General features: G+C 68.4%; 20 protein-coding genes and 1 tRNA gene. 12 read left to right on the top strand and 9 right to left on the bottom strand.

Annotation, left to right across the window (positions count from 1 at the left end):
* Nucleotides 1-7: 7 nt before the first annotated feature.
* The 4 genes from nhaA to ACGFJ2_RS28770 are packed head-to-tail and all read left to right on the top strand — an operon-like array spanning nucleotide 8 to nucleotide 3,014.
* Nucleotides 8-1,216 (top strand): Na+/H+ antiporter NhaA, encoded by a 1,209-nt coding sequence (gene nhaA, locus ACGFJ2_RS28785; RefSeq protein WP_357954491.1) that lies wholly within the window; start codon nucleotides 8-10, stop codon nucleotides 1,214-1,216.
* 31 nt (nucleotides 1,217-1,247) lie between these two features.
* Complete coding sequence (locus tag ACGFJ2_RS28780) at nucleotides 1,248-1,664, top strand: phage holin family protein (protein WP_357954489.1); 417 nt, start codon at nucleotides 1,248-1,250, stop codon at nucleotides 1,662-1,664.
* Nucleotides 1,654-2,574: an alpha/beta hydrolase gene (locus tag ACGFJ2_RS28775; RefSeq protein WP_357954487.1), complete on the top strand. Its 921-nt coding sequence runs from the start codon at nucleotides 1,654-1,656 to the stop codon at nucleotides 2,572-2,574. The genes ACGFJ2_RS28780 and ACGFJ2_RS28775 overlap by 11 nt, the downstream gene beginning before the upstream one ends.
* Nucleotides 2,571-3,014: a DUF309 domain-containing protein gene (locus tag ACGFJ2_RS28770; RefSeq protein ID WP_357954485.1), complete on the top strand. Its 444-nt coding sequence runs from the start codon at nucleotides 2,571-2,573 to the stop codon at nucleotides 3,012-3,014. The genes ACGFJ2_RS28775 and ACGFJ2_RS28770 overlap by 4 nt, the downstream gene beginning before the upstream one ends.
* Here ACGFJ2_RS28770 and ACGFJ2_RS28765 read toward each other — a convergent pair.
* Nucleotides 3,011-4,201: a MarP family serine protease gene (locus ACGFJ2_RS28765; protein WP_357653652.1), complete on the bottom strand. Its 1,191-nt coding sequence runs from the start codon at nucleotides 4,199-4,201 to the stop codon at nucleotides 3,011-3,013. The two genes, ACGFJ2_RS28770 and ACGFJ2_RS28765, sit on opposite strands and share 4 nt — an antisense overlap.
* An 80-nt stretch (nucleotides 4,202-4,281) precedes the next feature.
* On the opposite strand from ACGFJ2_RS28765, the gene ACGFJ2_RS28760 reads away from it, so the two are divergent.
* Complete coding sequence (locus ACGFJ2_RS28760; protein WP_357954482.1) at nucleotides 4,282-4,818, top strand: HEAT repeat domain-containing protein; 537 nt, start codon at nucleotides 4,282-4,284, stop codon at nucleotides 4,816-4,818.
* A gap of 35 nt (nucleotides 4,819-4,853) precedes the next feature.
* Here the strand turns inward: ACGFJ2_RS28760 and ACGFJ2_RS28755 are convergent, their stop codons facing one another.
* Together ACGFJ2_RS28755 and nth are read right to left on the bottom strand one after the other, a co-directional pair.
* Entirely contained in the window at nucleotides 4,854-5,501 is a 648-nt protein-coding gene (locus tag ACGFJ2_RS28755) for an NUDIX hydrolase (RefSeq protein ID WP_393473377.1), read from the bottom strand.
* Between the two features lie 39 nt (nucleotides 5,502-5,540).
* Entirely contained in the window at nucleotides 5,541-6,248 is a 708-nt protein-coding gene (gene nth / locus ACGFJ2_RS28750; protein WP_393473374.1) for an endonuclease III, read from the bottom strand.
* 56 nt (nucleotides 6,249-6,304) lie between these two features.
* Here nth and ACGFJ2_RS28745 point away from each other — a divergent pair, with 56 nt between their 5' ends.
* The gene (locus ACGFJ2_RS28745; RefSeq protein WP_185069893.1) at nucleotides 6,305-6,985 is read left to right on the top strand and encodes a Crp/Fnr family transcriptional regulator; all 681 of its coding nucleotides are present in this window, start codon (nucleotides 6,305-6,307) and stop codon (nucleotides 6,983-6,985) included.
* A gap of 3 nt (nucleotides 6,986-6,988) precedes the next feature.
* Here ACGFJ2_RS28745 and ACGFJ2_RS28740 read toward each other — a convergent pair whose 3' ends face one another.
* The 4 genes from ACGFJ2_RS28740 to ACGFJ2_RS28725 all read right to left on the bottom strand — a co-directional run bounded on the left by ACGFJ2_RS28740 (nucleotide 6,989) and on the right by ACGFJ2_RS28725 (nucleotide 9,256).
* On the bottom strand, nucleotides 6,989-7,777 hold the full coding sequence (locus tag ACGFJ2_RS28740) for an MBL fold metallo-hydrolase (protein WP_357954475.1): 789 nt from the start codon (nucleotides 7,775-7,777) through the stop codon (nucleotides 6,989-6,991).
* A complete protein-coding gene (locus tag ACGFJ2_RS28735; protein ID WP_393473982.1) occupies nucleotides 7,774-8,568 on the bottom strand; it encodes an NUDIX hydrolase in 795 nt (264 codons plus the stop codon). Before ACGFJ2_RS28735 ends, ACGFJ2_RS28740 begins: the two co-directional genes overlap by 4 nt.
* 77 nt (nucleotides 8,569-8,645) lie before the next feature.
* Nucleotides 8,646-9,104, bottom strand: a complete 459-nt coding sequence (locus ACGFJ2_RS28730) for a RidA family protein (RefSeq protein ID WP_393473370.1) — start codon at nucleotides 9,102-9,104, stop codon at nucleotides 8,646-8,648.
* Entirely contained in the window at nucleotides 9,101-9,256 is a 156-nt protein-coding gene (locus tag ACGFJ2_RS28725) for a hypothetical protein (RefSeq protein WP_165959776.1), read from the bottom strand. The genes ACGFJ2_RS28730 and ACGFJ2_RS28725 overlap by 4 nt, the downstream gene beginning before the upstream one ends.
* A gap of 112 nt (nucleotides 9,257-9,368) precedes the next feature.
* Between ACGFJ2_RS28725 and ACGFJ2_RS28720 the strand changes: the two genes are divergently transcribed.
* Together ACGFJ2_RS28720 and ACGFJ2_RS28715 are read left to right on the top strand one after the other, a co-directional pair.
* Nucleotides 9,369-10,364: an ArsA-related P-loop ATPase gene (locus tag ACGFJ2_RS28720; RefSeq protein WP_358180291.1), complete on the top strand. Its 996-nt coding sequence runs from the start codon at nucleotides 9,369-9,371 to the stop codon at nucleotides 10,362-10,364.
* Nucleotides 10,361-11,488, top strand: a complete 1,128-nt coding sequence (locus tag ACGFJ2_RS28715; RefSeq protein WP_357954467.1) for an ArsA family ATPase — start codon at nucleotides 10,361-10,363, stop codon at nucleotides 11,486-11,488. Before ACGFJ2_RS28720 ends, ACGFJ2_RS28715 begins: the two co-directional genes overlap by 4 nt.
* A gap of 44 nt (nucleotides 11,489-11,532) precedes the next feature.
* On the opposite strand, the gene ACGFJ2_RS28710 is transcribed toward ACGFJ2_RS28715, so the two are convergent.
* The gene (locus ACGFJ2_RS28710; RefSeq protein ID WP_148036282.1) at nucleotides 11,533-11,829 is read right to left on the bottom strand and encodes a WhiB family transcriptional regulator; all 297 of its coding nucleotides are present in this window, start codon (nucleotides 11,827-11,829) and stop codon (nucleotides 11,533-11,535) included.
* A gap of 286 nt (nucleotides 11,830-12,115) precedes the next feature.
* On the opposite strand from ACGFJ2_RS28710, the gene ACGFJ2_RS28705 reads away from it, so the two are divergent.
* On the top strand, nucleotides 12,116-14,287 hold the full coding sequence (locus ACGFJ2_RS28705; protein ID WP_393473365.1) for a transglycosylase domain-containing protein: 2,172 nt from the start codon (nucleotides 12,116-12,118) through the stop codon (nucleotides 14,285-14,287).
* A 48-nt stretch (nucleotides 14,288-14,335) separates the two neighbouring features.
* On the opposite strand, the gene ACGFJ2_RS28700 is transcribed toward ACGFJ2_RS28705, so the two are convergent.
* Nucleotides 14,336-14,791, bottom strand: coding sequence for a GatB/YqeY domain-containing protein (locus tag ACGFJ2_RS28700; RefSeq protein ID WP_358180288.1), 456 nt, complete (start codon nucleotides 14,789-14,791; stop codon nucleotides 14,336-14,338).
* 99 nt (nucleotides 14,792-14,890) lie between these two features.
* Between ACGFJ2_RS28700 and ACGFJ2_RS28695 the strand changes: the two genes are divergently transcribed.
* The 3 genes from ACGFJ2_RS28695 to ACGFJ2_RS28685 all read left to right on the top strand — a co-directional run bounded on the left by ACGFJ2_RS28695 (nucleotide 14,891) and on the right by ACGFJ2_RS28685 (nucleotide 16,815).
* The gene (locus ACGFJ2_RS28695) at nucleotides 14,891-15,784 is read left to right on the top strand and encodes a metallophosphoesterase (protein WP_357954461.1); all 894 of its coding nucleotides are present in this window, start codon (nucleotides 14,891-14,893) and stop codon (nucleotides 15,782-15,784) included.
* Between the two features lie 63 nt (nucleotides 15,785-15,847).
* Nucleotides 15,848-15,921: transfer RNA gene (locus ACGFJ2_RS28690), tRNA-Pro, on the top strand.
* Between the two features lie 333 nt (nucleotides 15,922-16,254).
* A complete protein-coding gene (locus ACGFJ2_RS28685; protein ID WP_358180285.1) occupies nucleotides 16,255-16,815 on the top strand; it encodes a GNAT family protein in 561 nt (186 codons plus the stop codon).
* The last annotated feature ends 662 nt before the right edge of the window (nucleotides 16,816-17,477 follow it).

Genomic DNA, 17,477 nt, shown 5'->3' with positions numbered 1-17,477 from the left:
AGACCTCGTGCGCCCAACCGCCGAAATGTGGCCTTTCCAACCGACCGTTCGCTACGCCCGTACCGTGGCCGAGGCGTTGCGTGCCGAGACGATCGGCGGCATCGTCATGCTGGCGGCCACGGTCGCCGCGCTGATCTGGGCGAACGTCGCCCATGAGGGCTACACCGCGCTCCAGCACACCGCGTTCGGCCCGATGGAGCTCTACGAGTGGGCGCAGCACGGCCTCCTGACGATCTTCTTCTTCGTGGCGGGGCTGGAGGTCAAGGAGGAGTTCGTCCACGGGGAGCTGGCCAACCTGCGTAAGGCCGTACTGCCCATCTTCGCCGCCCTCTGTGGCATGGCCGTGCCCGCGCTCGTGTACCTCGCGGTGAGCTGGGGAGCGCCGGGCGCGGCGCGTGGCTGGGCGATTCCCACCGCCACCGACATCGCCTTCGCCCTCGCCGTGCTGGCCGTGACCGCGAGCTCGATGCCTCCGGCGCTGCGGGCGTTCCTGCTGACCAGCGCGGTCGTCGACGACCTCGGCGCCATCACCATCATCGCCGCCTTCTACACCGCCCATCTGAACCTCCTCATGCTGCTGGCCGGCGCCGCCCTGATCGCCGTCTACTGGGTCCTGCAGCGCTCGGGCGCCGGACGGCTGTGGATGTACCTGCCGCTGGCCGTAGGCGCCTGGTACGCGGTGGAGGCCAGTGGCGTACACGCGACCGTGGCCGGAGTGGCGCTCGGCCTGCTCACCCGCGTCACGACGCGAGAGCACGAGACCCGCTCCCCGGCGGAGGCCGCCGACCACTATCTCCGCCCCATCTCCGCGGGCCTCGCGGTGCCGGTCTTCGCGTTCCTGTCGGCGGGGGTGAAGCTCGACGGCTCCAGCATCGGCGGTATCTTCTCCGATCGGGTAGTTCTGGGAGTGATAGCCGGGCTCGTGATCGGGAAGTTTGTGGGTGTGTTCGGCGGTGCCTGGCTGTCCGTACGGCTTGGCCTGGCGAAACTGTCCAAAGAGCTCCACTGGCGGGACATGGCGGCGGTGTCGCTGCTGGCCGGGATCGGGTTCACGGTGTCGCTGCTGATCGGCGATCTGGCGTTCGGCGCCGACCGGGAGCGGGTCGACGCTGTGACGACCGGGATCCTGTTCGCCAGCCTCACCGCGTCCGTCCTGGCGGCGCTACTGCTTCACGTACGGATGCGCAAGCGGCGCATCGCGCTGGATGATGTTTGACACGGCCACCAGGCCTCGATAGGAGACGTTCATGCCCCAGACTCCCGAGGAAGAATCCCTGGGCTCGCTGGTCGCCCAGGCGAGCGATCAGATCTCGACCCTGATCCGCTCGGAGATCGAGCTGGCCAAGGCCGAGTTCAGGTTCGACGCCAAGCGGGTCGGCACGGCCGGCGGCCTGTTCGCCGCCGCCGCCTTCATGGCGCACCTGTGCCTGATCCTGGCCTCGTTCACGATCGCCTACGTGCTCGCCCAATGGTTGCCGAACTGGGTGGCCTTCCTCATCGTCACCGTCTTCTATCTACTGGTGGCCGGGCTGCTGGTGTTCATCGGAATCCGTAGGCTTAAGGGGCTGGCCGGGATGAAGCGTACGGCCAGGTCGATCAAGGGACTCAAGGAGATCGCCAGTCCGGAGAAGGAGATAGAGCCGGTGACCAGTGATGGCACCTGACGAGTCGGTCGTCCAGATCGAGGGACCGTGGAAGCACCGGCAGGTGCACGCCGGCGGCACCCGCTTCCACGTCGTGGAGGCAGGTGAGGGGCCGCTGGTCCTGCTGCTGCACGGGTTCCCGCAGTTCTGGTGGACATGGCGCAACCAGCTGCGGGCGCTGTCGGCGGCGGGATACCGCGCGGCCGCGGTGGACCTGCGTGGCTACGGCGGCAGCGACAAGCCGCCGCGCGGCTATGACCTGCCCACACTGGCCGGCGACGCCAGCGGCCTGATCCGGGCGCTCGGCGAGACCGGGGCCATCGTGGTCGGCCACGACTGGGGCGGGCTGCTCGCCTGGACGATGGCGGTGCTCGACCCCAAGTGCGTACACCGGCTGGTCACCGTGTCCGCGCCGCACCCCCTGCGGCTGCGCAGGTCGCTGCTGACCGACCCGCTCGGCCAGCTGAGGGCGACCAGCCCGGCGATCGGCTACCAGGTGCCGTTTCTGCCCGAACACCGGCTCACCCGTAACGGCGGCTCGCTGGTCAGCAAGATGCTCGACGCCTGGTCGGGGCCCGGCTGGCCGGACGAGCAGACCGCTGACGTCTATCGCGAGGCGATCCGCATCCCGACCGTCGCCCACTGCGCGCTGGAGTATCACCGCTGGTTCGGCCGCTCCCAGTTCCGCCCCGACGGCCTGCGTTTCGCCAGGACGATGCGCGCCGAGATCGAGGCCCCCACTCTGCACCTGCACGGCGCCCTCGACCGCCGGGTGCTGCCGCGTACGGCCCTCGGTTCGGGTCGCTACGTGGCCGCCCCATACCGGTGGCGGCTGATCGAGGGCGCAGGCCACTTCCCCCATGAGGAGACCCCTGACGTGTTCGACGCCGAGCTGATCGGCTGGCTGTCCGATTCGGAGCCTGGCCGATGAGAGACCGCGACCCCGAAGGCAAGCCGCGCAACGCCCGGCCACGCGACGCCTATGGCCGACCGATGCCTTACGGCTCGACCGGTGTGGACCGAGTGCCCGACGACTACGCGCCCACCACGCCGCAGGCCCTGTCCGACGGGCGCCGCTTCCTGAGCGAGGGCCTGCCGTTCAACGCCCACGAGGTGTTCGAGGGCCGCTGGAAGTGCGCCCCCGACGACGAGCGGGAGCTGTGGCAGGGGCTGGCGCAGATCTGCGTCGGGCTGACGCACCTGCAGCGCGGCAACGGGCGCGGGGCGCTGACCCTCTTCAGCCGGGGTGCCGCGCGCGTGCAGTCGTACGGGGTGCCGTACGACTCGGTGGGACGGGCGGCGTCGGGCCTGAGCGACGACAGCGACCCGGCGCAGGCCATCGAGCTGATCCTCAGTCAGCTGCCTGGCTAGTCGCACTCCTGCGTGCCTGCCGGGGTGGTGTCGTTTCGGCCCTGGTCGGCGTCTGGCCTGACCTCGTTGGCCGTCAGTACGTACCCCGTGTCCTCCTGGCTGACCGCGGCGGCGAAGACGACGCCGAACACCTGGCCGTTGACGGTCAGGAGCGGGCCGCCGGAGTTGCCGGGGAGCACCTTGCCGCGGATCGCGTACACCTTCCTGGTGACGTTGCGGCTGCGGTAGATGTCGGGGCCCTCGGCGTTGAGCTGGCTGCGGATGCGGGCGGGCTCGGCCGTGAAGCCCTGGCCCTTGGGGAACCCGGCGACGATGGCGTTCTCGCCCTTCTCCGCCTCGCCGTCGAAGGAGAGCTGCGGCAGGCCCAGCCCCGGCACGTACAGGATGGCGATGTCGCGCTGCGGGTTGTAGCGCACGACGGTGGCCGGGTGACGCTTGTTGTCGTAGGCGAGGACCTGCAGGTCACGCGTCACACCGGCGACCACGTGCGCGTTGGTCATGATCCGGTCCTTGGCGTAGACGAAGCCGGTGCCCTCGATGAGCTTGTTGCAGCTCTCGGCGTTGCCCTGGACCTTGACGATGGCCCGTTGCGCCCGTTCGAGCTTGGCGCCCTGGAGGATGCTGCGCGCCGGCGGCGGCACGTCGACGAGTTGCCCCGCGCCGATGGCGTCGAACACCGGCGGGAACTCCGACCGGTCGATGAACTTCTTGAACGGCTGCTGCCAGTTGCGCGCGGTCTGCGGGATCGAGTCGTCGACCGTGGTGAGCAGCATGGAGTTCTTCACCTGGTCGACGAGCGGGGTGAATGCCGTCGACACGATCAGCGAGCCGATCAGCCAGGCGATCACCAGCACAGACAGCGCGCTGGCGAACGTACCGCCGACCGCGTCCGCGACCTTGGCCGGCTCCCAGGTGACATGGCTGCGCACCACGGCGCCGATCGTCGAGGAGGCGAACTGGCCGATCGTCGCGGCCAGGAACACGATCACGATGGCCAGCAACGCCTGCGGCGTGTCACCGTCGACGACCGCCTTGGAGATGGGGGGCGCGATGAAGACCCCGAGCACCGCCCCGCCGACGAAGCCGACGAAGCTCATGGCACCGATGATGAAGCCCTGCCGGTAACCCGAGACGCCGAAGGCGATCACGAGGCCGATCAATATGAGGTCAAGCAGATCACCGCGCACGTTTCAAAGGTAACCAGCGATTCGGTCAAGTGTGCACGTCTTCCTCAGGACGGCGACACGCGCTGGTTACGTTGGGCGGCATGCCGCCCAACGACGAAACAGTGCGCGGCCTCATCGAAGCGGCTCTCGACGACGACGATCCCGACGGGGCGGTGCGCTGGCACGTGATCTCCGTACTACGGCAGCGCGGCGATCTTGAGTCCTTCATCGAGGCGCGGCGGCTCTGCGCGGCGGACGACGTCACCCAGCGCCTGCTCGGGGTGGACATCCTGGGCATGCTCGAGGCGTACGTGGATCGGATCCTGCCCGTCCTGCGCTACCTGGCGGCCAGCGAGGACGACGTCATGGTGCTCTATTCGGTGCTCATCGCCTTCGGCCACCTGGCCGACCCCCGGTCGCTACCGTCGGTGATGGATCTGGCCGGGCACGAGGACCCGCGGGTCAGGTACGGCGCCGCGTACGCGCTCCAGCACGTGCTGGGCGACCCACCGGACCGGGCCGGGCTGAACGCGCTGCGGGCGCTGGCGGCCGACAGCGACGCCGACGTGGCCGACTGGGCCTCGCTCGGCGTCGCCCTGGCCACAGGCGACCAGGACCGCCTGGACCCGCTCGTCTGAAGCGGGCCGCCCACAGCTCCGCCTGAAGCGGTGCTTCAGCCCCGTGAGGCCATGTCCAGGACGTCCGGCGGCATCTCCTCCACCCGCCCGGGATCCCACGGCCGTTCCAGCCCGCCTTCGCGCAGCACCCCGTCGAGCACCATCGCGGTGAACCCCCACACCAGCATCCCGCGCACCCGGAACGCGGGCCCGGCGTAGCCGCCCGGATGCCGCAGCGTGAACCGGTTGCCCGGATCGACCAGCTCGGCGATCGGCACCCGCTCCACGGACTCCACCTCGGCGGGCGAGGCCGCGTGCACCGCCGACGGGGTGCGCCACCAGCCGACGACCGGTGTGACCCGGTTGTCGCTGCGCCAGATGTAGAGCTCGGGCATCGTGCAGAGCACGGTCACGCCCCGCGGATCGAGACCGGTCTCCTCCTCGGCCTCGCGCAGCGCCGCCCCGACGGGCCCGCCGTCCTCCGGGTCCACGCCGCCGCCGGGGAAGGCCGGCTGGCCCGCGTGCCTGCGCCCGCGCGAGCTGCGCTGGATGAGCAGCACATCGGGCCCCAGCGGCCCCTCGCCGAACAGCAGCAGGACCGCCGCGGGCCGCCCACCCCCAGCGGGCGGGCGCAGCCCGGCGGGCACCGAAGTGAGTACGGCCTGCGCCGCGAGTGTGTCGAGCCAGTCGGGCACCTGAGTCACGCAATCTCCAACACACCAGGGGTTCGGGGACTTCCCTACTTAGGAAAACGGGCCCGGTCTGACGAGCTTCTGGGCCTTGACGGCGTCCGTGGGGCCGGTGCCGTACGAGGGGCAGAGGGCGGCCAGCGGGCAGACGCCGCAGGCCGGCGTACGCGCGTGGCAGATGCGGCGCCCGTGCCAGATGACCCGGTGCGAGAAGATCGTCCACTCGCGTTTGGGGATCAGCTCCCCCACCACGTGCTCGATCTTGACCGGGTCGGTCTCGTCGGTCCAGCCGAAGCGGCGGACCAGCCGCTGGAAGTGGGTGTCGACGGTGAGGCCGGGCACGCCGAAGGCGTTGCCGAGCACCACGTTGGCGGTCTTGCGGCCCACGCCGGGCAGCTTGACCAGGTCTTTCAGCTTGCCGGGCACCACCCCGCCGTGGTGCTCGCACACCGCCTGGGCCATGCCGATGATGCTGTTGGTCTTGGCGCGGAAGAACCCCGTCGAGCGGATGATCTCTTCCATCTCGGCTCGGTCGGCGCCCGCATAGTCATCCACCGTCGGGTACTTGGCGAAAAGTAGCGGAGTAACCATGTTGACCCTCTTGTCCGTACACTGCGCCGAGAGGATCGTCGCGACCAGCAGTTCGAGCGGGGTACCGAAGTCGAGCTCGCAATGAGCCTCGGGGTAGGTTTCCGCCAGGATGCGATTCATCCGGCGTGCGCGACGCACGAGGGCGAGCCTGGACTCAGTGGGCATTCCCATAGCCTACGTGCGCCGCCTGGAGTGGGGTGCGTCACAATGGCAGCAGAGGAGGCAGAGTGAACACCGAAGATGTGCTGGGCAAGGCCCCCCTGTTCGCCGCGCTTGACCGCGAGAGCGCCGCGGCGCTACGGACGAGCATCACCGAAGTCCAGCTGTCCAAGGGGCAGACGCTCTTCCACGAGAACGAGACGGGCGACCGGCTCTACGTCGTGCTCGAAGGCAAGATCAAACTGTCGCGCACCTCGCCCGACGGCCGCGAGAACCTGCTCAGCGTGCTCGGCCCGAGCGAGATGTTCGGCGAGCTGTCGCTGTTCGACCCGCGCCCCCGTACGGCCTCCGCGACCGCGCTGACCGACGTGCGCCTGGCCGGGCTGGGCCACGACGACCTGCGCCCCTGGCTCACCGGCCGTCCCGAGGTGGCGCTCCACCTGCTGCGGGCGCTGGCCCAGCGGCTGCGGCGCACCAACGACGTGCTGGCCGACCTGGTCTTCACCGATGTGCCCGGCCGGGTGGCCAAGCAGCTGCTCGACCTGGCCGAGCGGTTCGGCACCAAGACCGACGACGGGCTGCGCGTCCACCACGATCTCACCCAGGAGGAGCTGGCCCAGCTCGTCGGCGCCTCCCGCGAGACGGTCAACAAGGCCCTCGCCGACTTCGCGCAGCGCGGCTGGCTGCGCATCGAGGCCAAGGCCGTGGTCATCCTCGACATGGACCGCCTCTACAACCGCTCCAGGTAGCCGCTACAGGGAGTCGAGATAGTCCAGCTGGGCCCGTACCGACATCTCGGCCGCGGGCCACAGCGACGTGTCGACGTCGCTGTAGACGATCTCCACGATCTGGCGGGGCGTCTTGGCGCCCTGGCGCAGCGCCGCCCTGATCTGGTCGAGGCGCTGGCGCCGGTGCGCGATATAGCCGTCCAGTACGCCGATCGGGTCGGCCAGCACCGGTCCGTGGCCCGGCAGCAGTGCCGCCACGCCCAGCTCATCGGCCATGGCCCTGAGCCGGTCGAGGCTGCGCAGGTAGTCGGCGAGGTCGCCGTCGGGGGCGATCACCGTGGTGCCGCGGCCGAGCACGGTGTCGCCGGTCAGCATGGCCTGGTCCTGGGGCAGCCAGAAGCAGAGCGAGTCGAACGAGTGCCCCGGCGTGCCGTACACGCGCACCTCGACGTCACCGGCGGTCACCACGTCGCCGTCGCCCAGCCCTTCATCGCCGAGCCGGTGCTTGGGGTCGAGCGCCCGCACGGGCGCGCCGACCAGCTCGGCGAAGCGCCGGGCACCGCCGCTGTGGTCGTGGTGGCCGTGGGTGAGCAGGATCCAGCTCACCCGGCGCTCGGCCAGATGGTCGGCGACCCGGCGCAGGTGCCTCTCGTCGTCGGGGCCCGGGTCTATGACGATGGTGTCCCGGTCGCCGATGATCCAGGTGTTGGTGCCGTCGAGGGTCATGGGCGACGGGTTGGGCGCGAGCAGGTTCTCGGCGTGGGTCGTACGGGATCCGTCGGGCGAGCCGGCCGGAATGTGCAGACCGCTCATGTCGTCACCAACTGGAACTCGCCGTCGACCTCCACGACCCTGGGCAGGATCGTGACGATCTCCCGCCGCGCGGCCAGGACGTCCGCCACGGAGTCGCAGGCGGCCAGCTCGGTCAGCGTGCGATAGGTGGGTGGCATCAGGAAGATCTTGCCCTCGTGCGCCAGCTCGAGGGCGTCGGCCGGGCGCTTCCAGTCGACCTGGTCGGCCTCGCCGCCGACGTCGCGGGTGCGCTGCCCCTCGGGGAGTACGGCGGCGAAGAAGCGGGTGTCGAAGCGCCGGGTCTCGATCTCCGGCGTGATCCAGTGCGCCCACGGCTTGAGCAGATCCGAGCGGAGCACCAGGCCGCGCTTGGCGAGGAAGTCGGCGAAGGACAGGCTCCGGTCGATCAGCGCGAGCCGGTCGGCCTCCCAGTCGTCTCCCGTGGTGTCGTCAACCACGGAATCGGGCCCCGGCCCCGCGAGCAGCACCCCCGACTCCTCGAACGTCTCCCGTACGGCCGCGCAGACCAGCCCGCGCGCGACCCCCTCGTCCGCGCCGAAGACCGTGCCCCAGTCCGCCGGAGACGGCCCGGCCCAGGCGACGGCGTGGTCGGTGTCACGGGGATCGACCGAGCCGCCGGGGAAGACGTACGCGCCCGCGGCGAAGGCCATCGTGGACTTGCGCCGGAGCAGATAGACCTCCGGCCCCTCACGCAGGATGACCACCGTGGCGGCGTCCCGCGCGGGGACCGGCTGGACGCGTCCGGCGAGGATGTCCCTCGCCCGCTCGGCGAGCTCGTCTGGGAGTTGCAGACCCGTCACATGACCTCCTTCTAGAACAACTCGGGCTTCTAGAACATCACTCGGGTCATCGTGACATATCCGGACTCTCAGGAGACCTCGGCGATCAGCTCCACTTCGACCGGGGCGTCGAGCGGCAGGGACGCGACGCCCACGGCGCTGCGGGCGTGCTTGCCCGCATCACCCAGCACCTCGGCGAGCAGCTCACTGGCCCCGTTGGCGACCTGGGGCTGCTGCGTGAAGGCCGGGTCGCTGGCCACGAACGCCACGACCTTGACGATCCGCACGACGTTGCCCAGCTCGCCGACCTCGGACTTCAGCGCGGCCAGCGCGTTGAGCGCGCAGATCCGGGCCAGCTCGCGGGCGTCGTCGAGGCCGACCTCGGCGCCGACCTTGCCGGTCTGCGCGAGCTTGCCGTCGACCATGGGCAGTTGGCCCGAGGTGTAGACGAGGTTGCCGGTCCGTACGGTCGGCACATAGGCGGCCAGCGGCGCGACGACCTCGGGCAGCGTCAGCCCGAGTTCGGTGATCTTCTCTTCGGGCGTCACTGCTTCTCCCTCTTGAAGTAGGCGACAAGCTGCTCGGGCGTGGCACCCTGCAGGATCTGGACCAGCTCCCAGCCATCGGCCCCGAAGTTGTCCAGGATCATCTTGGTGTTGTGGATCAGCACCGGAGCCGTCAGGTACTCCCATTTCTTCATGAGGGCCAGCGTAGGAGAAGCTCAACCCGCGGCGCACCGCACGCCACGATGTGAGCAATCTCAAAGGGTGGTCGTCGGCTTTCGACAAGTGACCGTTCGGTAGCCTCGAAACGTGGACTCTCGGGACACCGATTGGGACGGCGTGCGACTGCACGTGGTCACCGGCAAGGGCGGCACAGGCAAGACCACGGTCGCCGCGGCCCTCGCCCTGGCACTGGCCTCGGGCGGGCGCAAGGTGCTGCTCGTCGAGGTGGAGGGCAGGCAGGGCATCGCGCAGATCTTCGACCTGCCACCGCTGCCGTACGAGGAGCGCCGGATCGCCGTGGCCCCATCAGGCGGCGACGTCTACGCGCTGGCCATAGACCCTGAGGAGGCCATGCTCGAATACATGGAGATGTTCTACGGCATGCGCAGGGCGGGGCGGGCGCTGACCAAGATGGGCATCGTCGACTTCGCGACCACCGTCGCCCCCGGATTCCGCGACGTCCTCGTCACCGGCAAGACCTCCGAGGCCGTACGCAGGCGCGGCAAGAACGGCAAGCGGATCTATGACGCCGTCGTACTCGACGCGCCGCCGACCGGTCGCATCTCGCGCTTCCTGAACGTCACTCAGGAGGTCGCCGGGCTGGCCAGAGTCGGCCCGATCAAGAACCACTCCGATCTGGTGAGCAAGGTCGTGAAATCTCCGGAAACGGCGGTGCACTTCATCACCTTGCTGGAGGAGATGCCGGTTCAGGAGACGCTCGACGGCATCGCCGAATTGCGGTCGGCGGGGCTGCCGCCCGGCGGAATCTTCATCAACATGGTTCGTGAATCACTGCTTCCACAGGCCGCACTTGACAGTGCTGTCAAGGGTCGATTCGACGTCGCCGAGCTCACGCTCGGGCTCAAGGCGGCCGGTCTGTCCGACGGCGCCTCCACGGTTGCGGAGGCTCTGGCGGAAGAGGTCGCCGAGCACGCCCGCCGTACCGAGCTGGAGCGGGCCGAACGCGCCTCTCTGGCGGAGGCGACGCTGCCGTCATACGAGTTGCCGCTGCTGGCCGACGGTGTCGATCTGAGCGGCCTGTACGAGCTGGCCGAGGCCATCCGCACCCAGGGAGCAGCGTGAAGAAGCCCCCCGTACTCGATGTCGACGCCATTCTCGACGACCAGGGCACCCGGATCATCGTCTGCTGCGGCGCCGGCGGCGTGGGCAAGACCACGACGGCCGCCGCGCTGGGGCTGCGGGCCGCCGAGCGCGGCAGGTGCGCGGTCGTGCTGACCGTCGACCCCGCGCGGCGGCTGGCGCAGTCGATGGGGCTCACCGAGCTCGACAACACCCCGCGCCTGATCAGCTCACCCGAGGGCGGCGGCCAGCTGTTCGCGATGATGCTGGACATGAAGCGTACGTTCGACGAGATCATCGAGGCGCACGCCGACCCCGACCGGGCCCGCCAGATCCTGTCGAACCCCTTCTACCAGTCGCTGTCCTCCAGCTTCGCCGGCACCCAGGAGTACATGGCGATGGAGAAGCTGGGCCAGCTGCGCCGCTCGGACGAGTGGGATCTGATCATCGTCGACACGCCGCCCTCGCGGTCGGCGCTCGACTTCCTCGACGCCCCTGAGCGGCTCGGCCGCTTCCTGGACGGGAGGTTCATCCGGCTGCTGACCGCGCCGGCCAAGGCGGGAGGGCGGAGCGCGTTCCGGCTGCTCAACGCCGGGTTCGGGATCATGGCGGGCGCGATGACCAAGCTGCTGGGCGCGCAGGTCATCAAGGACCTGCAGACGTTCGTGTCGGCGCTGGACGCGGTCTTCGGCGGGTTCAGGCAGCGCGCGGAGATGACCTATCGGCTGCTCCAGGCGCCGGGTACGGCTTTCGTGGTGGTGGCCGCGCCGGAGCGCGACGCGATGCGTGAGGCCTCCTACTTCGTCGAGCGGCTCGCTGAGGAGCGCATGCCCCTGGCCGGCCTGGTGGTCAACCGGGTGCATGAACCCACCGCAGCGGCGCTCTCGGCCGCGCGCAGCGCCGCCGCGGCGGAAGACCTGGAGTCGCGGGGCGAACACGAGTTGACCGCCGCCGTACTGCGGCTGCACACCGGCAGAATGCAACTCGCCGCCCGCGAACACCGGGAGCAGGACCATTTCCTGTCGGCCCACCCCACAGTGCCGGTCGTCCAGGTACGTGCGATGTCGGAGGATGTCCACGATCTAGCGGGTCTGCGCCGGATCGGGGAACTCCTCGCGAGCACATGAGAGTACGGCCGGTGCGAGCACCGGCCGTACGCCCGAGGCTAGGGTCAGCCTGCGATCAGCTCGTTAGTCCGTTCGTACTCTTCCTTGGCAGACTCGAGCAGCTCTCGCCATGAGTCCACGTCAGGACGCCGCCGTAGCAGAGCCCGTCGTTCCCGTTCCGTCATGCCGCCCCACACGCCAAACTCGATGCGGTTGTCCAGCGCATCGGCGAGGCATTCGGTACGGACCGGGCATCCTCGGCAGATCAGCTTCGCCCTGTTCTGGGCGGCTCCCTGGACGAACAGTGCGTCCGGGTCCGCTCCTCGACAGGCGGCACGGGAGGTCCAATCCGTGATCCACATTTCGACCCCACTCCCCTTAGGTGGTCAGTCGTCATTTGGGGCCGACGGGCGCGGGCGCCGAGCCTCCGTATTCAGTTGCCGCAGAGGAGAACGTACGCAACTAGACGTTCGGGCCGACAGACCCCAGAGGACCAATTTCTCGCTGGAGTCTTGACCGGGAATGACTAGTCACCCCCGTCAGTCAAGGCGAAATGGTGCCGAGTTACCGATAAGGTCACTCATTCGACGTACTCTTGGACTTGTGCAAGCTCAGGGCAAAGATCGTTCCTCGCCGATCTTGAACATCGTGCGGCTGATCGCCGCGGGCGCGGTCGCGGGAGTGCTCACGGCTGCCATAGCCCTTCCCGCGGTCGGTGGAGCGGGGATGTCCGCCAAATCCGCGATGACAGGGATCAACCTGAAGCCCGAGGACCTGGCCGAACCCCCGTTGCCCGAGCGCACGGAGCTGCTGGACGCCAACGGCAAGAAGATAGCCCAGTTCTTCTACGAGAACCGCGAATCGGTGAGTCTCGACAAGGTCGCCCCCATCATGCGGACGGCGCTGATCTCGATCGAGGATTTCCGGTTCTACCAGCACGGCCCGATCGACGTGGAGGGAACGGCCCGCGCCCTCGTCAAGAACCTCACCCAGGGCGGCGTGACCCAGGGTGGCTCGTCGATCACACAGCAGTACGTCAAGCAGGTGCTCCTCAACTCGGCCGAGACCAAAGAGGAGCAGGCCGCGGCCATCGAGACCAGCGTCGGCCGCAAGCTCAACGAACTGCGCTACGCCATGGCGGTCGAGAAGAAATACTCCAAGGACCAGATCCTTGAGAAGTATCTGAACATCGCCTACTTCGGCGCCGGCGCGCACGGCATCCAGGCCGCCGCCAAGCGCTTCTTCGGCAAGCCGGCCTCCGCCCTCAACCTCGTCGAGGCGGCCACGCTCGCGGGCGCCGTCCAGAACCCCAACAGAACCGACCCGAACGTCAGCAAGGCGTCCAGGGAGCTGCTGAAGGCCCGCCGCAACGTCGTCCTCGACCGGATGGCCGAACTCGGCAAGATCACGCCGCAGGAGGCCGCCGAGGCCAAGGCCAAGAAGCTCGTCTTCAAGGACACCAAGGTCGAAGGCGGTTGCGAGGAGAGCAAGTACCCGTACTTCTGCCTCTACGTCCAGAACGAGATCCTCAACGACGAGGATTTCGGCAAGACCCCCAAGGAGCGCCTCAAGCTGCTCCAGCGCGGCGGTCTCACCATCAAGACCACGATCGACCCGAAGATGCAGAAAGCCGCCGACAAGGCCATCAAGGAGTACGTCAGCACCAAGGACAAGCCGGTGGCCTCGCAGGCGATGGTCGTGCCGGGCACCGGTGAGATCAAGGCGATGGCGGCCTCGCGCAAGTTCGGCGGCAGCAAGAAGAAGAACGAGATGAGCTACAACGTCGTCGCCGACGCCAAGCACGGCGGTGGCGGCGGCTTCCAGCAGGGCTCGACGGCGAAGGCCTACACGCTCGCCACAGCGCTCGAGGAGGGCCTGAAGTACGGCGACGGCTACCCGGCGCCCGCCGGCTTCACCGCGTCCGGCTACGGCGCGTTCAAGAACTGCGACGGCAAGCGGGTCGGCGACCCCACGCACGAGGTGCGCAACTCCAGCGAGGGCGGCGGCGGCTTCAAGACGCTGCAGACCGGCACCTGGGGCTCGGTCAACACCTTCTTCATGCGGCTGGAGGAGCGCGTCACGCTCTGCAAGGTGGTCAAGCTGGCCAAGCGGATCGGGCTCAAGCGGGCCGACGGCTCGAAGCTACGCGAGTTCGAGACGTTCACGCTCGGCATCAACGAGGTGGACCCGGTCACCGTCTCCAGCACCTACGCGGTCTTCGCCTCACGCGGCCAGTACTGCAAGCCACTGGCGATCACCGAGATCAAGGACCGCAACGGCAAGGCCACCCAGTACAAGCCCAAGTGCTCCAAGGTCATGGAGGAGGAGGTTGCCGACGCCGTCACCGGCATCCTCTCGGGCGTGTTCACCAAGGGCACGATGCAGGAGGTCGGCGGCATCGGCAGGGACGCGGCGGGCAAGACGGGCACCACCGACGGCTACACGGCCGCCTGGTTCGCCGGTTACACCCCGAACCTGGCCTCCGCCGTCAGCCTCGGCGACCCGCGCGGCGCCTTCACCCACCCGCTGATCGGCGTCACCATCGGCGGCCGCAGCTACGGCTACGTGTACGGGGCGACGATCTCGGGCCGCATCTGGAAGCAGGCGATGATGGGGGCGCTCAAGGGCGTCGAACCCACCGAGTTCACGCCGGTCAACCACGAGCGGTTCGGCGGCTGCGCCGACAACTGCGCCCCCAAGCCCAAGAAGGAGAAGAAGGACGACGAGCGGGGCGGCCCGCCGGACGACTTCTTCGACCAGTTCGACCAGTTCAACCGCGATGACAACAACGACCGGGGACGCGGTCGCGGGCGCAACTGACCTGAGTGCCCTGGGTGCCCGCGATCGTGGCGGGCACCCGAGACCTGGTTAGGCGGACAGTCGCGCGCGAACGGCGGCGGCGACCCGTCCCCCCTCCGCGCGACCGGCGACCTTCGGGTTGACGACCTTCATGACCTGGCCCATCGCCTGGGGGCCGGCGGCGCCCGTCTCGGCGACGGCCTCGTCGACGAGGCGGCCGAGCTCCTCGTCGGAGAGCTGCGCCGGCAGGTATTCCTCCAGCACCGCCTGCTCGTCCAGCTCCGCCTGCGCCTGCTCCGCGCGCCCGGCGTTCCCGAACGCCTCGGCCGCCTCCCGGCGCTTCTTGGCCTCCTTGGTCAGCACCTTGATGATCTCGTCGTCGGAGAGCTCCCTGGCCGCCTTGCCGGCGACCTCCTCGACGTTGACCGCGGCCAGTGCCATACGAATCGTCCGGAGACGTACCTCGTCCCGGCTCTTCAGCGAGGCCGTGAGATCGGCCTTCAGCTTGTCCTTCAATGCGCTCATGCGGTCCATCTTGCCGCTTGTACGGACGGCTACGCGCTCACGTAGCCCCATCTCACGTACTCGGGACGCCTGGCGCCGGATGTCGGGCATCATGAATGGGTGAGGAAAGCTGCCGCCATACCACTGTCCATCCTCGGCCTCGGCCTGGCCGGTCTGGGTTACGCCTCCGTCGTCGAACGCAACTGGTTCCGGCTGCGGCGCTTCGACGTGCCCGTGCTGGAGCGCGGGCAGCGGCCCGTACGCATCCTCCACCTGTCCGACCTGCACCTGACGCCGGGCCGCAGGATGCTGATCAACTGGGTCCGCTCGCTCGGCTCCCTGGAGCCCGACCTGGTCGTCAACACGGGCGACTCGATCGCCCACCCTGAGGCCGTACCCGCGCTCCTGCACGCCCTGGAGCCCCTGCTGGCCCGCCCCGGCATGTTCGTGTACGGCTCCAACGACCTCTACGCGCCCAAGCCCAAGAACCCGGCCCGCTACCTCTGGCGCACCTCCAAGAACGAGCGCCGCCAACACGTCCCGACCCTCCCCTGGGAGGAGCTCGGCGCCGGCATGGCGGCCGAGGGCTGGCTCGACATGAACAACACCACCGCCCGCCTCAAGATCGGCGACCTCGACGTGGCGGTGGCGGGCATCCACGACTCCCACATCGACCGCGACCGCTACGACCTGGTCGCCGGCCCCGCCCCAGCCGACGCGGACCTCCGCCTCGGCGTCATGCACTCCCCCGAGCCCCGCAACATGACCCGCTTCGCCGCCGACGGCTACCAACTCCTCCTGGCCGGCCACACGCACGGCGGCCAGCTGTGCATCCCGTTCTACGGCGCCCTGGTCACCAACTGCGGCATCGACCGACCTCGCGTCAAGGGCCTCAACCGCCACGACAACGCCTGGCTGCACGTCTCGGCCGGTCTGGGCACCTCGCCGTACGCCCCGGTCCGCTTCGCCTGCTTCCCGGAGGCCTCGTTGCTCACCCTGGTCCCGCGCCGATAAACGCGGTCACAAGCACCCGCGAAGTCAGCTAGACTTCTCAAGCACGCGCAAGAGGGCGTGCACCGGGGTGTAGCGCAGCTTGGCAGCGCGCTTCGTTCGGGACGAAGAGGCCGTGGGTTCAAATCCCGCCACCCCGACCCGCAGGTCAGAGGCCCTTTCCGGAGCAATCCGGGGAGGGCCTTTCACATGATCGTGCGTCACACATGCGCCAAGATCGCTAATTTGCGGTGTCGGCGTTACGCCGCGCCCACGACTTGATGACCTTCTCGTGCGCGTCCGGAGCGAGATGGCTGTAACGCATCGTGGTCTCAAAACTTTCGTGGCCGAGCAGCTCCTGAAGGATCTGTGCCCGACATGATCTTTCAGCGGTTGGTACTCGTGGTGGTGGATGCTGTCGTGAGCAAGTTCTGTTGATCAATCACTCCAAAATTCGTTGGACGTCTGCCGGGCATTCTGCGAGCATCCGCACGGTGACAGATGAAGCCGATCGCCAGATGTCGTTCCCCACCAGTCCGAAGCATGTGCGCTTTGTCGAGTTGTCGAGCACCGCGATGTCCGCCCTGCTCGATGGGGATCTGCCCACAGCCAGCAATACGACTGGGGTCGCTCTGACCGAGTACTTTGTGACAGACACGGCACGGGAGCTGTGGCGGTTTCGGATCGACCAGATGGCCGCCGATCCCGGCCACGCACAGTGGATGGTACGGCAGGCGGTAACCGGGCCTGAAGGTGTCGTCATCGGTCACGCCGGGTTTCACGGACCGCCCGATGAGGCGAGCATGATAGAGATCGGATACGCGGTTGCTCCCGACTTCCGTCGCCAGGGGTATGGCCGAGCCATCCTGATCGAGTTGCTGCGTCGGGCCGCGGACGAACCGGCGGTCAAGACCGTACGGGCGACGATTAGCCCCGATAACGTGGCGTCCCTGGCCACGATCGCCGGCTTCGGATTCGTCCAGGTCGGAGAAGACTGGGACGAACAACTCGGTCTCGGGCTCATCTTTGAAGTCCCTGCCAACCGCAGCTGCTAGGTGCAACCAGCCGGTGAAGGTTACCGGTCACAGCATTAACGACCAAGGGTCGGCATTGGCAGCGGACCGCGTGGGCTTGTCGTTGATCGCAGTTCGCCGCCAGCCAGCCAGCCAAGATCAAAGGCTTGGGATGATCCCCGACCTGATCCTCATCCCGAGCCCCGCTCTCATCCTGTTGCTTTCAGCGGTGAAGCTGGCTCGGCATACAGCTCCTAGCACGGGAAAGGCCCCGCGATCACGTTAGTGATCACGGGGCTCTTCCCGTTCGATCTACTTCGCCAACGGCGTCTTCCCTCAGGAGAGGCGGGGCGGCCCCATCTCTCACGGCTGGAGGGCTTCCAGGCGGGGCCTCCCCAACCCCACTCAAGGAGCTTTGAATGGACCTACAGATGGTGTTGAACACCGCAGCGACCAGCAGGGCTGCGAATGGGTCCATCGGGAGTCTCTCCCAGATTAAGTTCTGGAGTTACAGAGTTGCGTTCTTAATCCGGCTAGTTACGGGGCGAATCCGGCCCAGCTAACTGCCCCGCCGGGGTCCGGCCAGACCGACCGCTTAGCGAAGTCGAGCTCGCGGTCGACAACCATGCTGGTGCTGTCGGTTATGGTGGCGGCATGGGTTGTTTCGCCGCTATGAACATCCGCGCCGCTGCTTAGCGGCGGTA

This window comes from Nonomuraea sp. NPDC049028 (assembly GCF_043197735.1).
Taxonomy (GTDB): domain Bacteria; phylum Actinomycetota; class Actinomycetes; order Streptosporangiales; family Streptosporangiaceae; genus Nonomuraea.
The sequence above is the reverse complement of the archived record's forward strand: the minus strand, read 5'-3'. Positions and strand labels throughout refer to the sequence as shown.

Excerpts from the sequence above, each read along its gene's own strand:
- ACGFJ2_RS28780 (WP_357954489.1), top strand. The coding sequence starts at position 1,248 with ATGCCCCAGACTCCCGAGGAAGAATCCCTGGGCTCGCTGGTCGCCCAG.
- ACGFJ2_RS28775 (WP_357954487.1), top strand. The coding sequence starts at position 1,654 with ATGGCACCTGACGAGTCGGTCGTCCAGATCGAGGGACCGTGGAAGCAC.
- ACGFJ2_RS28770 (WP_357954485.1), top strand. The coding sequence starts at position 2,571 with ATGAGAGACCGCGACCCCGAAGGCAAGCCGCGCAACGCCCGGCCACGC.
- ACGFJ2_RS28760 (WP_357954482.1), top strand. The coding sequence starts at position 4,282 with ATGCCGCCCAACGACGAAACAGTGCGCGGCCTCATCGAAGCGGCTCTC.
- nth (WP_393473374.1), bottom strand. The coding sequence starts at position 6,248 with ATGGGAATGCCCACTGAGTCCAGGCTCGCCCTCGTGCGTCGCGCACGC.
- ACGFJ2_RS28740 (WP_357954475.1), bottom strand. The coding sequence starts at position 7,777 with ATGAGCGGTCTGCACATTCCGGCCGGCTCGCCCGACGGATCCCGTACG.
- ACGFJ2_RS28725 (WP_165959776.1), bottom strand. The coding sequence starts at position 9,256 with ATGAAGAAATGGGAGTACCTGACGGCTCCGGTGCTGATCCACAACACC.
- ACGFJ2_RS28710 (WP_148036282.1), bottom strand. The coding sequence starts at position 11,829 with ATGTGGATCACGGATTGGACCTCCCGTGCCGCCTGTCGAGGAGCGGAC.
- ACGFJ2_RS28700 (WP_358180288.1), bottom strand. The coding sequence starts at position 14,791 with ATGAGCGCATTGAAGGACAAGCTGAAGGCCGATCTCACGGCCTCGCTG.